Annotated in this window: 11 protein-coding genes and 1 pseudogene; 6 read left to right on the top strand and 6 right to left on the bottom strand. The window is 35.5% G+C overall.

Translation table 11 applies throughout. From position 1 onward, the window contains the following. The first annotated feature begins 4 nt into the window (after nucleotides 1-4). The 3 genes and pseudogenes from EKM02_RS11670 to EKM02_RS11660 all read left to right on the top strand — a co-directional run bounded on the left by EKM02_RS11670 (nucleotide 5) and on the right by EKM02_RS11660 (nucleotide 1934). Nucleotides 5-235 (top strand): annotated as a pseudogene (locus EKM02_RS11670) (GxxExxY protein). A 125-nt stretch (nucleotides 236-360) separates the two neighbouring features. After that, a complete protein-coding gene (locus EKM02_RS11665) occupies nucleotides 361-1311 on the top strand; it encodes a GSCFA domain-containing protein (protein ID WP_126455349.1) in 951 nt (316 codons plus the stop codon). Between the two features lie 2 nt (nucleotides 1312-1313). Further along, the gene (locus tag EKM02_RS11660; protein WP_126455347.1) at nucleotides 1314-1934 is read left to right on the top strand and encodes a DUF4230 domain-containing protein; all 621 of its coding nucleotides are present in this window, start codon (nucleotides 1314-1316) and stop codon (nucleotides 1932-1934) included. Nucleotides 1935-2038: 104 nt separating this feature from the next. Here the strand turns inward: EKM02_RS11660 and EKM02_RS11655 are convergent, their stop codons facing one another. The 6 genes from EKM02_RS11655 to EKM02_RS11630 all read right to left on the bottom strand — a co-directional run bounded on the left by EKM02_RS11655 (nucleotide 2039) and on the right by EKM02_RS11630 (nucleotide 9256). After that, entirely contained in the window at nucleotides 2039-3796 is a 1758-nt protein-coding gene (locus EKM02_RS11655) for an aromatic amino acid hydroxylase (protein ID WP_126455345.1), read from the bottom strand. Between the two features lie 971 nt (nucleotides 3797-4767). Continuing rightward, a complete protein-coding gene (locus tag EKM02_RS11650) occupies nucleotides 4768-5904 on the bottom strand; it encodes an esterase-like activity of phytase family protein (protein WP_126455343.1) in 1137 nt (378 codons plus the stop codon). 60 nt (nucleotides 5905-5964) lie between these two features. Continuing rightward, entirely contained in the window at nucleotides 5965-6366 is a 402-nt protein-coding gene (locus tag EKM02_RS11645) for a group III truncated hemoglobin (RefSeq protein ID WP_126455341.1), read from the bottom strand. A gap of 60 nt (nucleotides 6367-6426) precedes the next feature. Next, nucleotides 6427-6963, bottom strand: coding sequence for a DUF4136 domain-containing protein (locus EKM02_RS11640; protein WP_126455339.1), 537 nt, complete (start codon nucleotides 6961-6963; stop codon nucleotides 6427-6429). A 50-nt stretch (nucleotides 6964-7013) separates the two neighbouring features. Beyond that, nucleotides 7014-9050 carry a urocanate hydratase gene (locus tag EKM02_RS11635; RefSeq protein ID WP_126455337.1) on the bottom strand — a complete coding sequence of 679 codons (2037 nt, stop codon included), beginning with the start codon at nucleotides 9048-9050 and terminating at the stop codon, nucleotides 7014-7016. A 17-nt stretch (nucleotides 9051-9067) separates the two neighbouring features. Continuing rightward, nucleotides 9068-9256 carry a DUF5522 domain-containing protein gene (locus EKM02_RS11630; protein ID WP_126455335.1) on the bottom strand — a complete coding sequence of 63 codons (189 nt, stop codon included), beginning with the start codon at nucleotides 9254-9256 and terminating at the stop codon, nucleotides 9068-9070. Nucleotides 9257-10291: 1035 nt separating this feature from the next. Between EKM02_RS11630 and EKM02_RS11620 the strand changes: the two genes are divergently transcribed. From EKM02_RS11620 to EKM02_RS11610, 3 genes are all read left to right on the top strand, one after another. After that, entirely contained in the window at nucleotides 10292-12118 is a 1827-nt protein-coding gene (locus EKM02_RS11620) for a T9SS type A sorting domain-containing protein (RefSeq protein ID WP_158614747.1), read from the top strand. Between the two features lie 90 nt (nucleotides 12119-12208). Further along, nucleotides 12209-13105: a 1-aminocyclopropane-1-carboxylate deaminase/D-cysteine desulfhydrase gene (locus tag EKM02_RS11615; RefSeq protein ID WP_126455331.1), complete on the top strand. Its 897-nt coding sequence runs from the start codon at nucleotides 12209-12211 to the stop codon at nucleotides 13103-13105. After that, entirely contained in the window at nucleotides 13098-14003 is a 906-nt protein-coding gene (locus EKM02_RS11610) for a glucosaminidase domain-containing protein (RefSeq protein WP_126455329.1), read from the top strand. The genes EKM02_RS11615 and EKM02_RS11610 overlap by 8 nt, the downstream gene beginning before the upstream one ends. Nucleotides 14004-14013 lie beyond the last annotated feature (10 nt).

Genomic DNA, 14013 nt, shown 5'->3' with positions numbered 1-14013 from the left:
AAAGATGCACATTAAGTTTGGTCCAGGGTTATTAGAATCAGTTTATGAAGTTGTTTTGTTTTATGAGTTAACGAAAAGAGGACTACTAGTTGAAAGTCAAAAACCACTTCCCGTTGTCTGGGATTAAGTAAAATTAGATATTGGATTCAGAACTGGCTTGATCATAGAAAATAAAGTTATTTTAGAAATAAAATCAGTTGAACAAATTGCTAATGTTCATCCAATACAACTTTAAACGTAACTGAAAATTACAGGAATGAAATTTGGCTTGTTAATTAATTTCAACGAACCACCAATTAAAACAGGAATTACAAGAATTGTAAATAACCTTTAACCTATGCGGCTTTGCGAGAAATAAATATGAATTTCAGAACCCAAGTTCCCATTCCTAAAAGTAAGTTTCCTATTGATTATACTTCTAAAATTATTTCTTTAGGTTCTTGTTTTGCGGTAAATATGGCGCAGAAACTGGACTATTTTAAATTTCAAAATAGTTGTAATCCATTTGGCATTTTGTTTCATCCTATAGCGATTGAAAAACTAGTTGATTTTGCTGTTTCCGGAAAGCAATTTACAGAAAGCGACATTTTTTTTTACAACGAACGCTGGCATTGTTTTGATGTGCATTCGGATTTAAGCAGTTCTAGTAAAGAGGAATTGTTAGCATCTTTAAATGCAATGCTGATAGCTACAAAACTGCAATTGCAGCATGTTTCCCATATTATTATTACTTACGGAACTTCGTGGGTATATCGAAATATAGAAAGCAATTGTGTTGTGGCTAATTGTCATAAAGTACCGCAAAAGCTGTTTCAGAAAGAATTACTTTCTGTTGAAGAAATAGAAGAAAGTATAGTAAAGACACTGAAATTAATTCATGTTGTAAATCCTAGTTGCACCATTATTTTTACCGTTTCTCCAGTGCGTCACATCAAAGATGGTTTTGTCGAAAATCAATGGAGCAAAGCCAATATAATTAGTGCGCTTCATGGGACTTTTGATTTTCGACTTTCGACTATAAATTACTTTCCCAGCTACGAAATCATGATGGATGAACTTCGAGATTACCGTTTTTATACTGAAGATATGTTGCATCCCAATCCAGTGGCAATCGATTATATTTGGAAACGTTTCAAGGAAACTACAATTTCTGAAACTGCTTTTGCTACAATGGATGAAGTTTCAACTATTCAAAAAAGTCTTTCGCACAAGCCTTTTAATCCGAAATCTGAAAGTCATTTAAAATTTGAGTCTAAAGTCAGAGAAAAAATCACTAAATTGGAATCAGAATATTCATTTATGAAATTTTAATTATGTTAAGAAGAATAGGTATTGCAATAGTAGTTATCGGGGGAATATTTTTATTATTCAAATACTGCGATTTTAAGAAAAACGACGATGAAGATATCCAGTACAACACAAATCTCATTCAGCAACAAATTCTAAATGTTGGAAAATTAGTAGTTACTGAAGGTCATTTCTCCGAAGTGATTACCTATAAAAATCAGCAAAAATATTTGTTGGATATGCTTTCTTTTGAGAAAAAAGCATTGGTAATAGTCAATGCTGATGTTACAGTTGCTTATGATTTGCGCCAAATGAAATATGAAATAGATGAAAAAAATAAAACCATCACTATTGTCAGTATTCCAAAAGAAGAAATAAAAATAAGTCCAGATATTCAGTTTTATAACGTAGAACAAAGCAAGCTGAATCCGTTTACGGGAGATGATTATAATAAGATCAATAAATCGGTCAAAGCAAATCTCGCCAAGAAAATAGAAAAGTCTTCACTGAAAACCAATGCTCAAAACCGATTAATCAGCGAATTGTCCAAAATATTAATTTTGAGTAATTCAATGGGCTGGAAATTACAATACGAAGGAAAAGTAATCGAAAGCGAAAAAGATTTTGGACAAAAAATAAAATTATAATAGTTTTTTTGTCAGGTTGAGCGCAGTCGAAACCATTTTTATAGCTGTTTAAGCCTATTGAAAAATCTCGACTGCGCTCGATTTGACAAACCTAAATTGGAAAACTAAGCTTTCTCTTTGTCAAAGATTAAATCCAAACCACCAGTAATCAAATGCGCTACTTCAGGTCTTTTTTGTTTTAATTGATCGAGATAAACCAATATTTCCTGTAATAATTTAATTTCATTTCTTTCTTTTAGCAGCTCTGTGATTTCAACAGCTAGTAACCAATCCTTTGGGTGATTGGTTCGTAAATTTTCGAATATAGGCTTCAAGGGAGTTTCTGTATCCCTGGTTTCTCTACTATTTCTAACAGTTTGGTACAAAACCTCTAAATCATCACGTTCTGCGGTATGTTTCGCTTTAATGGTTTTGCTCGCGGGAAGATGCGAAATCAAATCAAAACTATTCACATCTGCAGGGCCTGAAAAAGCCGAAATCACTTTTTTACCCACAGCCATATCATAAATGCCCCATTCTGGTTGAAACAAAATCGTTTCTCCGTGTGACACAGTACAGTTTTTAAAGCGAATCAAAATAATTTCGCCTTGTAAGTTTCTGGAGCCGGTTATGATTTCACCTTCAACAGTGATGCCACCTTCAAACTCCAGTTTGACCGTTTTCGATTCCAATATATCGTAGTCATTCAAATCTTTTGGACTCATGTCTTCAATTGCCAGATTGATTCCTTCCAGCTTCCCAATAGGACTTCCAAAACCCTCAGGATGTGTCAAAGTTCCATGACCAACCAGTTCTTTTTGGCGAGAAGCTAAAGCCGTTTTTCCGATGGTTTGTATATAAATAGGCTTGCCTTCGTGTGCAATTACGGAACTGAAAATTCCAGAAATTTGCAAGCCTGTACTCAATTCAATTGTTCCCAGAGCATTTGAGTCTATCAGTTTTTCTATTCCGGATAAACCGCCCGTTCTAAGTGCCATTTTATTGGCAAATTCCTCTAAAATTAGGTTTAAATAAGCAAATGTTGGTGTGACATAAAGTTGCGGTTGCAATTTTGTGATGTCAAAACTCTGGTTTGCTGCTGATAGGTCGTACGGGATTTTCTTTACCTCGTTTGTCATGCAGTGCGCACTTTCGCCTATTGAAGATAACAAACCGGCACCATAAATTTTAGGATTTTCTACGGTTCCAATGAGACCGTATTCAACAGTCCACCAATGCAGGTTTCTAATTTGCGCCATTTCTGATAATTCACCCATATTGTTTTGCAAATCTTCTACCGCTTTTTCGGCAGCATCAATAACAGCTTGGGGAGTTCCCTCAGCTTCTTTTACGATGGAAAGCAGTCGGATGGCTTCATACATTTCATAATCCTTATGTGAAGAGAGCGCTTTACAGCCTATTTCGCCAAAACGGCGTAAATATTCCGCATATTCCGGATTAGCAATTATGGGAGCATGACCTGCACCTTCGTGAATAATATCTGGTGCGGGCGTGTATTCTATATGTTCAAGTTGGCGAATGTCAGAAGCAATTACAAGCACATTATAGGCCTGAAATTCCATGAAAGCATTGGGCGGAATAAATCCATCTACCGCAACCGCCGCCCAGCCTATTTCAGTCAGAATGCGGTTCATACCGTACATACTCGGAATATTATCAATCTCAATTCCTGTTTTTTTTAATCCTTCTAGGTAGGAACTATGCGCCACTTTTGATAAATAAGCTACATTTTTGCGCATCACATAACGCCAAACCGCTTGATTTATGGGCGTATAATCGCTATAATCCTGAGGCTTAATGAATTGTTTTAAGTGCTTTGGCAATCGGTCTAATAACGGATTGCTTTCTATAGTTGAGTTCATATCGAAAACGTTGTAGTTCTACTGCAAAAGTACGAATTTCAGGAGCGATTTCCCGCTTTTCATTGCAAGTTTTTGCAAACCCGTTTGTTTTTCTAATGTTCCGGCAGGAGAAATAAAAAGGGGTATTCCTCTTTTCTCCCTTTCCTTTGGAGAGGGTTGGGGAGAGGAGTCGCTTTTTATAAACAAGAAAAATCAAAACGGCTTTCACAAAAAGCTTTTCATTGCAATCGGGGTTAGAGGAGTTGGGGATTAATTAGAGATTTTGACATTTATGATGATTTTTGTCCATTTAGTCATTGCGAGGAACGAAGCAATCTCATCAATACATTCCGCGCACAAAGTCTGCTCAGTTCGTCACACTCTCGCTTAAGCTTATAAAGATTTTAAAGCTGTCAGTACAACAATAGAAATTGCTATGAAAATCCAGTTTTTTATGGTTGGGCTGTATTTCCGTTTGAATTCTATATTATTTAATGCGAATACAATAGCTATAAAAACAAATGTAATTATTCCTATAATAAATATAGAAATTAAATCTAACTCATTAGGATTGCTTTGGTTTAATCGATAGGAGTTAATTATCAATGTTATTATAAGCATAATCCAAGTTATAACACTCATCACCCAGCCCCTTGAGATAAGTTTTTGATTAAAAGTATTGCTGATGAAATAGCAATAAGTGATAGAATTACTAAAGTTATATTTTTTCTGACAGCCATTTGAACAATGCTATGATGGTCCATTAATGGATTTTTCCACAAAAAAGTATAATATTGATTGCAAGTTAAATAGACAAAAAACCATATTAAAATACCGAGGCAAATCTGAATTCCAGATAGTATAATTTCAAACATTCTCCAATTATGTTTCATTGACTTCCGCTAAATTAAACATTGTGCATTCTCATTTTTGTTGGTACTGAATATGTTCTTTGGCGAACTGGATAGAGGATTGATAGCTATTTTTTGGATTTACTTCTTCGCCAACTCAAACACCAAAACCTGCGTTTTTTGTTTATCTGAAAAATTATTATCTGAAATGAAAATAATAGATTGATTACCATTTGCCAATTTTGGACCAAAAGTAAGTCCTTCGATATTATCAATAAAAATCCCCAAATCATCCATGTTAAGGACCAGTTTTTTAGAAGCCAATTCGAATTTTTGATTTTGCAAAGAGCTGTAATTTTTTATATTAGTTGCTTTTTTCAGGTCACACAAAAATACTTTTATCGTGCAGGCTTGCGTTCCGGTAGAATAGGAGCGTTCCACTACCAGTAATTGATTTTTATCATAATACTGAATTGCCGAAACGCCATTTACACCAAATGCCCCTTTCGGATTAGGCTCACGAGCAATAGGTTCCAGTTTATAGCCGTATTGAGCGGTGTTCTTTTTTGTTTTGACATCAAATTGATACAACCGAATCAAACCGCCTTTGCTGGTATTGGCTTGGTCGCCATCTTCAAATAATGGTTCTTCAATATTGGTATAGACATTTTTATAGTTTTTGTCAAAAGTAATTCCTTCTAAAGTGCCGTTGTTTCGCGGACCTTTTTCCAGTTTCTGCATTTTTAAATTTTCCGGTAAGGTGACATTGCCTAGAAAATCACCTTTTAAATTCATGAAATTTAGAGAAGGATCTTGTAAAACTTCCTTATCTGCTGTTAGCACTCGAGCGCCTTCGCTACTCCAAACCAAAGTGTTCGTTATTGGATTGAATCGGATGTCTTCCGGGTCTGCGGAAGTAGTTGGCATGGTATTCCAATTGCCAAACGCTTTCCCAGTTGCATTTTTTAAAGTGGTGATACTTTGGAAATCAATACGTTCAGCTTTATTTTCGAGCAAATGAATTTTTGCCGTATAAAATCTTGAATTGTTAAACATGGATCTATCGTCACTGATCAAATAATACAAATCATTCTTGGCATCATAATCGATTCCGGACAATCCGCCCACTTTTGTGTTTTGAAACGTTTCCTCAAAAGGAATTTCAATGGAACTGATTAGTTTTAAACTTGGGGTTGACTTGTTGTCAGCTGTTTGCTTTAAATTGGAACAAGAAAGGAGGGAAGCTTGTAAAACGACAAGTAATAATAAATTGCGCATAAAATAATTTGTTGCTGTTTGCAAAAAGGAACATATTTTGGATTGAACCCACTTTAAAAACTATGAATTGTTCGTTTGATTTTTCTCAAGATTGCGGAAGTAGTCAATTTTGTAATTAAACATTTCAGCCATATTTTTTGCCCGAAGTTTAGCTTCGTCGGCTAATGGACCAGAAAATAAGTTGTCAGTTGTTTCAGTGAAAATTTGCATCCAGCGGTCAAAATGTTCTTTGGCGACCGGTAATTGTTTGTGTGGTGGAAATGGACTTCCGGAATAAGAATGCACTTCAAGTAAAATAGTTTGCCAAAAGCGATACATTTTTTCTAAATGTTCCGGCCAGCGATTGCCTATTTTTTCGTTGAATATGGGTCCGATAAATTCGTCTTTTTGAACTTTAGAATAAAAAGTATTCACTAGTAATTTGATATCTTCGAATGTGGAAATGTCGTTAAATTGTGCCATAATTAGGTATAAAAAAAGCCTACGCAAAGGTAGGCTTTTATGTTGAAATGTGATGGTAAACTATTTTACTTTGGGCGGAAATTGTTCAAGAATTTTTGCCACAAATTCGTTGATTTGTTTTTCTTTTTCACTTCGGGTTTCGGTCAAATAACCAACTCCTTCGCCTTGCCAAACCAATTCTTTTTTCTTGGCATCAATTAAATCAATATACAATGTCCCTTCTGTTGATGAGGAAACAAAACTGCTGCGGCCTCCCCAAAAGTAAGGATTCCATCCCCAACCCCATCCGTAACCCCATCCTGCGTTGAACTGATTTACGTCAGTGCGTTCTCTTTCTTTAGTTAATATATTAATCAGCAAATCTGGATTTTCACTTTTGGTCATTCCTTTTTTGCTTAATTCTCGATCTATGGCATTGAGTATTCTTTTTTTGTCCAATTCTGATATTTCAACTCGATCGATGCCTTTTTTATGAAAAGCATACGTTTTGTATGGAGTAAAATCGACATTATTATCATAATCAGAATATACTTTTACGGAAGCGCAAGAGGCAAATACTAAAAGTAGAAATGCGAGAAGGAGTTTAATTGCTTTCATGACCTGTTTTTTTTGATTACTAAATGTTTATTAAAGATACGTTCAAATTTTTAAAAATCCAACAAATTGTCAGCGACTGTATTAGGGATGGTTACTTTCAATAAAGGTTGTGTTTGCATCGCTCTTTTTATAGCAAATACTGCTCCTTCATTTCTAGCCCAGCTTCTTCTGGAAATTCCGTTGTTGACATCCCAGAAAAGCATTGATGCTAAACGTCTTGACGCTTCCTTTGAACCATCAAGAACCATACCAAATCCGCCGTTTATTACCTCTCCCCAGCCCACGCCACCGCCATTGTGAATAGATACCCAAGTGGCGCCACGAAAGCTGTCTCCAATGACGTTTTGTATCGCCATATCAGCGGTAAATCTTGAGCCATCATAAACGTTAGAAGTCTCTCTGTATGGAGAATCGGTGCCGGAAACATCATGGTGATCGCGACCTAAAATTACGGTTTCTATTTCGCCTTTGGCAATAGCCTGATTGAAAGCTTCGGCAATATTTACGCGTCCTTCAGCATCTGCATAAAGGATTCGTGCTTGTGAGCCTACAACCAATTTGTTTTCTTGTGCGCCTTTTATCCAATGAATATTGTCTTGTATTTGTTGCTGAATTTCTTCGGGAGCTGTTTTGGACATTTCTTCCAAAACCTGGCAAGCAATTACATCTGTTTTGGCTAAATCTTCTGGTTTTCCCGAAGCACAAACCCATCGGAAAGGGCCAAAACCGTAATCAAAACACATGGGTCCCATGATATCCTGTACATAACTCGGATATCTGAAATCGATGTGATTCTCTGCCATGACATCTGCACCGGCACGGGAAGCTTCCAGTAAGAAAGCATTTCCATAATCAAAGAAATACGTTCCTTTGGCAGTGTGTTTATTGATTGCTGTCGTATGACGTCGTAATGTTTCTTGTACTTTTGTTTTAAATAAATCAGGAGTTGATGCCATCATTTCATTGGCTTCTTCAAAGGAAATATCAGCAGGATAATAGCCACCTGCCCAAGGATTGTGTAGCGAAGTCTGATCTGATCCTAAATCAATATGGATGTTTTCCTGGTCAAATTTTTCCCAAACCTCAACCACATTTCCAAGATATCCGATGGACACAATTTCATTATTGGCTTGCGCCAAAGCGACTCTTTTTACCAGCGCATCAATATTTTCAATCACTTCATTAATCCATCCTTGACTGTGGCGAATATGTGTAATTTTAGGGTTTACTTCGGCACAAACGGTGATACAACCGGCAATATTTCCGGCTTTAGGTTGTGCGCCAGACATGCCGCCCAAACCAGAAGTAACAAATAATCCGCCCTTTGGACTGCGTTTTATTTTACGAAAACCATTCAAAACCGTGATAGTTGTTCCGTGTACAATTCCTTGCGGGCCAATATACATGTAACTTCCGGCGGTCATTTGGCCGTATTGAGAAACGCCTAAAGCATTCATTTTTTCCCAATCATCCGGTTTAGAATAATTAGGGATTACCATGCCGTTTGTTACTACAACTCGTGGCGCTTCTTTGTGCGAGGGAAATAATCCCATTGGATGCCCGGAATACATCGTCAATGTTTGCTCATCGGTCATTTCTGATAAGTATTGCATCGTCAATAAATACTGTGCCCAGTTTTGGAATACAGCTCCATTGCCGCCATAGGTTATCAATTCGTGCGGATGTTGTGCCACGGCGTAATCCAGATTGTTTTGAATCATCAGCATAATTGCTTTGGCCTGTTCGCTTTTTCCAGGATATTCATTTATTGGACGCGCACGCATTTCATAATCGGGACGAAAGCGATACATATAAATACGGCCGTATATTTCTAATTCTTGTCGAAATTCTTTTATTAGCTCTTTATGATGTTTTGGTTCAAAATAACGCAAAGCATTACGAAGGGCTAATTTTTTTTCTTCATTCGAAAGGATTTCTTTACGCTTAGGTGCGTGATTGATGTCCATATCGTATGGTTTTGGTTTTGGTAAAACCGATGGGATTCCTTGTTGTATTTGTTCTTGAAAAGAGGTCCTAGTTTCTGAAATCGGAATCGTGGTAGGAGTTATGTGAGGTGAATTAGTCATGGTAATGTAGGCTTTTATTATTCATAATCTCTTCTTTTTTCCCCTTTGGGTGTTAGCGGGCTTTTATACGGACAATGGCGACAGCCACTTTTACAGCAATAACCCCGTTTTAAATGGTATTTTTCAGTAAAACATTTATAGCCTTCGGGTGTGTAATAGAAATCTTCCCCTTCTATTAATTTATTTTCAGTATTTTGGTCCATCATATTTGGTATTGTGCGATTGCAGGCGTCATTCGATTTCGTTCAATTGCTAAATTGGGATTCAAACGATTGCGCTTTTTCATTAAAAAGGACCACTTTAGTAGTACAAATTTATAATTTTATAGCGAATGTTTCTGATTGTTTCTAAATATTTAATTCCAAAAGGATACAGTGGATTAGCGGTATTCCCATTTGCTGTGGTACAATAGCAAGAAGATAAAACAAATATCAGTTTAATTAATCATGAAAAAATTCATTTGCGCCAGCAATTAGAATTATTAATTATTCCTCTTTTTCTTGGTATCTGTTAGAATATTGTTTTCGATTGGTTCGGTATAAAAATGCAAATTTGGCTTACAGAAATAGTAGTTTTGAAAGAGAGGCGTATGCTCATGAGAGGAATTTTCAATACCTTAAAAGACGACTTTTTTACGGTTTTTTAAATATTTATGATCTATCGGCCAGTTTTTTTGTTTTAATGTTTCTTTTTATTTTAAACGGCGGGTTTTTTTATTAAATAAAAGGGATTGAACTACTGAAAAATGATTTTTTTTATAATAAGTAGCAAGAAAGATATATTGTCGCAATTATTAAAAAGAGTTTTTGCCACAGATTGTAAGGATTAAAAAGATTTTAAAATTACATAACGAATTAATCTGTGGTAATCTGTGAAATCTGTGGCAAAGAAATTTAGTATTTTATTAAAATACGACATTAAATTTTAGTCATTACTTACTTTGGAGAGTTTTGTATTGTTTTAATTTTGTTTATTTTTAATTTTATTTTTTTGAAAGGAATAACTTATTTAAACAATAGGTATAATTAGTTAAACGAATTTTAAATACTTTTTATTGGTACTTAGTCAAATAAAGATCCTGTTTTTTTGTAATTTTACTCGTTTTTAGAGAAAATTTCATGTTATGGTATTGAAAAAACTGATTTGTAGTTTTATTATGCAAGCAAGATTTTTTAATAGGATATATTTTGACTATCGTTTTAGAAAAAATAATATAGAAAAACAACTTAACATATATGCTTATGAACGCAGCAAGACTTAAACAGATAGTGGCAATTTTTGCGATAATTTTTTTGCAAAACAACATGAGTGCTCAAATGTATGTGAGTCCTAATAGTTATGTTTTTGTCAATAATGAGGTTGTTTTCATTAACCAACAATTAGAACTAAATGCGGTCAACAGTAATTTTTATTTAAGGGAAAATGGGCAGTTGATACAAGGGACAACTGCAGCAGGAACAAATCAAGGATTAGGAAGTTTGTCCGTATTTCAGGAAGGGACAACTAATAATTTTCAATATGACTATTGGTGTTCGCCTGTGGGACAAACAAGTGTCACCGCCGGAAATTCTCCTTTTGGGGTGACTCAACTTAAGGATGTTGATGGTTTGATTGCTTTCAAAGAGCCGGCAATATTGTCAATGAGTAATTATAATGGAACGGCGAATCCGTTAGCAATTGCACCCTATTGGGTCTATAAATTAATAGCGTCATCAGGTTATTCGAATTGGGTACGAGTGGGAGCCAGTTTCGGTCTGAACGCAGGAGAAGGATTTACAATGAAAGGAACATCAGGTACAAATGGCTTTACTGTAAATGGCGTTCAAAATAATCCCGGAAGTCAACAGCGATATGATTTTAGAGGAAAACCAAATGACGGAACAATAGCAATACCCGTTGCAGTGGAACAATTTACATTGACAGGAAATCCGTATCCATCCGCAATTGATTTATCAGCCTTTTTGCTGGCAGAAACAAATTGTACCGGAATAGCCTATTTTTGGGAACAAGACGCCACAGTGAATTCACATTATATAGCGGATTACAAAGGGGGTTATGGTGCTTTTTCCCCGGGTGCATTAGGAAGTGCCGGAATTTATGTTCCAGCTACTTTTAATTCGTATGACGGTTCTGGTAATGAAGGCGCAGCAGGCGTAACCGGAGGGAATTATCAGAGACGTTTTTCTCCAATAGGACAAGGTTTTTTGATTGGGGGATTAGCAAACGGTTTTGTTGAGATGAAAAATAGTTATAGGAGATTTGTTAAAGAAACGGTAAGTAATCAAGCCCGTACGAGAATAACGGGTGTTTCTAAAACAAAAAAAAATATTGGTTTGATGACTCAAAAGCAATCCGGATTTGATTACACATCGCTAGATTTAGTTACAACGCCACAAATCAGATTCAATACCTTGATGAACGACCATGGTGTGCGTCAATTAGCATTGGCATTGATTCCCGAAGCTACTGATGGAATTGATCGGGCTATGGATGCCATTTCTTCTAGTGATAGTACTCCGGCAGATGTTTATTTTGTACTAGAGGATTCTGAGTTCATTATCAATGCAATCCGTTTTGATAGTGATAAAAAAATCCCCTTAGGTTTTAGAAATGATAAATCAGCCAATTATAAAATCACAGTTAATGAAATTTTAAATCTTCCAGAGGTAGCAAACATTTATCTGCATGATAAGAAATCGGACAGATATTTTGATATCAAGAACGATTTCCATGAATTGTCACTTCCGGCTGGTGTCAATAATACACAGTTTGAAATTACCTTTAAAAACAATTCCAGTTTAGGTGTCGAAGAGGCAGTGCGTAAAGATTTTGTAATTTATCAAAACAATTCTGCAAAAGATCTAAAAATCAGTAATCCCATGTTATTGGATCTCGCTGCCTGCAGTTTATATGATGTCGCCGGAAAATTGATTTTTAAAAAAGAAAATTTGGGAGTTAATGCAAGCTATGCGTTTTCTACTGCGGGTCTTCGCGATGGAATTTACATCGTAAAATTAGCCACAAAAGACAAAATAGAGGTGGGTCAGAAAATTATAATTAAAAATTAAATCCTTTTGAAAAGAATTAATACAAAATGCGATCTATAAAGGTTGCATTTTTTTATATATAAATTTACCTTTGTGTTAAAAAATATTCGTTTGAATCAAAAGGTAATTACAGCATTTCCGCACTCTATTTCAGTAACCATCAAACGAGAAGATTTGATCCATCCTTTTGTTTCCGGAAATAAGTTTAGAAAACTGAAATACAATTTGCTTGAAGCCAAAAAAAACGAGCAGACCACATTGCTTACTTTTGGAGGTGCTTTTTCCAATCATATTGCCGCTGTGGCTTATGCGGGAAAAGAAAAAGGATTTAAAACCATCGGGATTATCCGTGGTGAGGAATTAGAAAGTAAAATCTCAGAGAATCCAACATTAATTTTCGCTCAAAATTGTGGAATGCAACTGGAATTTATTTCAAGAGACGCGTATAGGTTAAAAAGTGATGACTCATTTTTGGAGAAATTAAAACAACAATTTGGTCGTTTTTATCTCCTGCCAGAGGGCGGGACTAATGAACTTGCCATCAAGGGATGTGAAGAAATTCTGAGTCAGGAAGATGCTCAATTTGATTATATTTGTTGTGCGATAGGAACTGGCGGTACCATTTCCGGTATCATAAACAGTGCTTTACCGCATCAAAAAGTTTTAGGGTTTCCGGCCTTAAAAGGCGATTTTTTGAAAGAAGAAATTCGTAATTTTGTACAAAATGAAAACTGGGAGTTCATTACAGACTATCATTTTGGGGGCTACGGTAAAGTTAATGAAGCATTAATAGGGTTTATCAATTCATTTTATAAGCAAAATAAGATTCCTTTAGATCCAATTTATACGGGAAAGATGGTTTTTGGTGTTATCGAACTAATTCAAAAAAACTATTTTCCTGCCCAATCAAAAATTTTACTAATTCATACTGGTGGAATTCAGGGAATTCAGGGAATGAATATAAAACTTCGGAACAGACAATTACCAATAATTGAGATCAATGATTAAGAAAATCCTACTGCTATTTATACTAATAACTTTGGTGAGTTGTAATGCCACTAAACCACTTATTGTTATTACAAAAAAAGCGCCTTCAAAATCAAAAATTGCGACGACGGCTAAAAAGGGATATGAAAAGAAAACCAAAACAGTACGTGCCACCGCAGGAAAAGCATCAAGTAAAGATCTGAATAATAGTGAAGCGGAAGAGATTGTTTCAACTTCAAAAACAATAGTTACAAATGATGTGATTGTAACCTACGTTTCCATATTCAAAGATATTGCAATGGGCAATATGAGGAATTATGGTATTCCTGCAAGTATTATTTTAGCACAGGCCATTTTAGAGTCTGGTGCCGGGAGGGGTAATTTGGCTTTAAATGCGAACAATCATTTTGGTATAAAATGTCATGTAGGTTGGACAGGTGAAAGTATCAGGCATGATGACGATGCTGCACAGGAATGTTTTAGAAAATATGACAATCCATCAGAATCATTTAAAGATCACGCTTTATTTTTAACAGGAAGAAGCCGCTATGCTGGATTATTTGAATTCTCAAAAGGCGATTATAAAGCTTGGGCCAAAGGCTTAAAAGCCGCCGGATATGCCACAGATCCTAAATATCCGGATAAATTGATTTCGTATATTGAACGCTACAATTTGCATGAATATGACAATCAGGTTCTGGATATTAATTATGTGTCCAATGAAAAACAAATGATTGCAGAATTAACGGTTGAATCCAGAAATACAATCCCTAAGGGGCTGGATTCCTATGTGGTTCAAAAAGGCGATACGCTATATTCTATTTCGAAAAAATTCGAATTAAAGATTGAGGATTTAAAACAAAAAAACAACCTCTCGGACAATGCCCTTTCTATTGGACAAAAACTGGTAGTAAAATAATTTTAAAATA

Source organism: Flavobacterium sp. RSP49 (genome assembly GCF_003968735.1).
GTDB lineage: Bacteria > Bacteroidota > Bacteroidia > Flavobacteriales > Flavobacteriaceae > Flavobacterium.
This window is presented reverse-complemented; position numbering and strand designations above follow the sequence as displayed.

What these genes read in the sequence shown, in the direction of transcription:
- EKM02_RS11630 (WP_126455335.1), bottom strand. Translation starts at nt 9,256, where the DNA reads ATGATGGACCAAAATACTGAAAATAAATTAATAGAAGGGGAAGATTTC.
- EKM02_RS11665 (WP_126455349.1), top strand. Translation starts at nt 361, where the DNA reads ATGAATTTCAGAACCCAAGTTCCCATTCCTAAAAGTAAGTTTCCTATT.
- EKM02_RS11660 (WP_126455347.1), top strand. Translation starts at nt 1,314, where the DNA reads ATGTTAAGAAGAATAGGTATTGCAATAGTAGTTATCGGGGGAATATTT.
- EKM02_RS11650 (WP_126455343.1), bottom strand. Translation starts at nt 5,904, where the DNA reads ATGCGCAATTTATTATTACTTGTCGTTTTACAAGCTTCCCTCCTTTCT.
- EKM02_RS11635 (WP_126455337.1), bottom strand. Translation starts at nt 9,050, where the DNA reads ATGACTAATTCACCTCACATAACTCCTACCACGATTCCGATTTCAGAA.
- EKM02_RS11645 (WP_126455341.1), bottom strand. Translation starts at nt 6,366, where the DNA reads ATGGCACAATTTAACGACATTTCCACATTCGAAGATATCAAATTACTA.
- EKM02_RS11655 (WP_126455345.1), bottom strand. Translation starts at nt 3,796, where the DNA reads ATGAACTCAACTATAGAAAGCAATCCGTTATTAGACCGATTGCCAAAG.
- EKM02_RS11640 (WP_126455339.1), bottom strand. Translation starts at nt 6,963, where the DNA reads ATGAAAGCAATTAAACTCCTTCTCGCATTTCTACTTTTAGTATTTGCC.
- EKM02_RS11620 (WP_158614747.1), top strand. Translation starts at nt 10,292, where the DNA reads ATGAACGCAGCAAGACTTAAACAGATAGTGGCAATTTTTGCGATAATT.
- EKM02_RS11610 (WP_126455329.1), top strand. Translation starts at nt 13,098, where the DNA reads ATGATTAAGAAAATCCTACTGCTATTTATACTAATAACTTTGGTGAGT.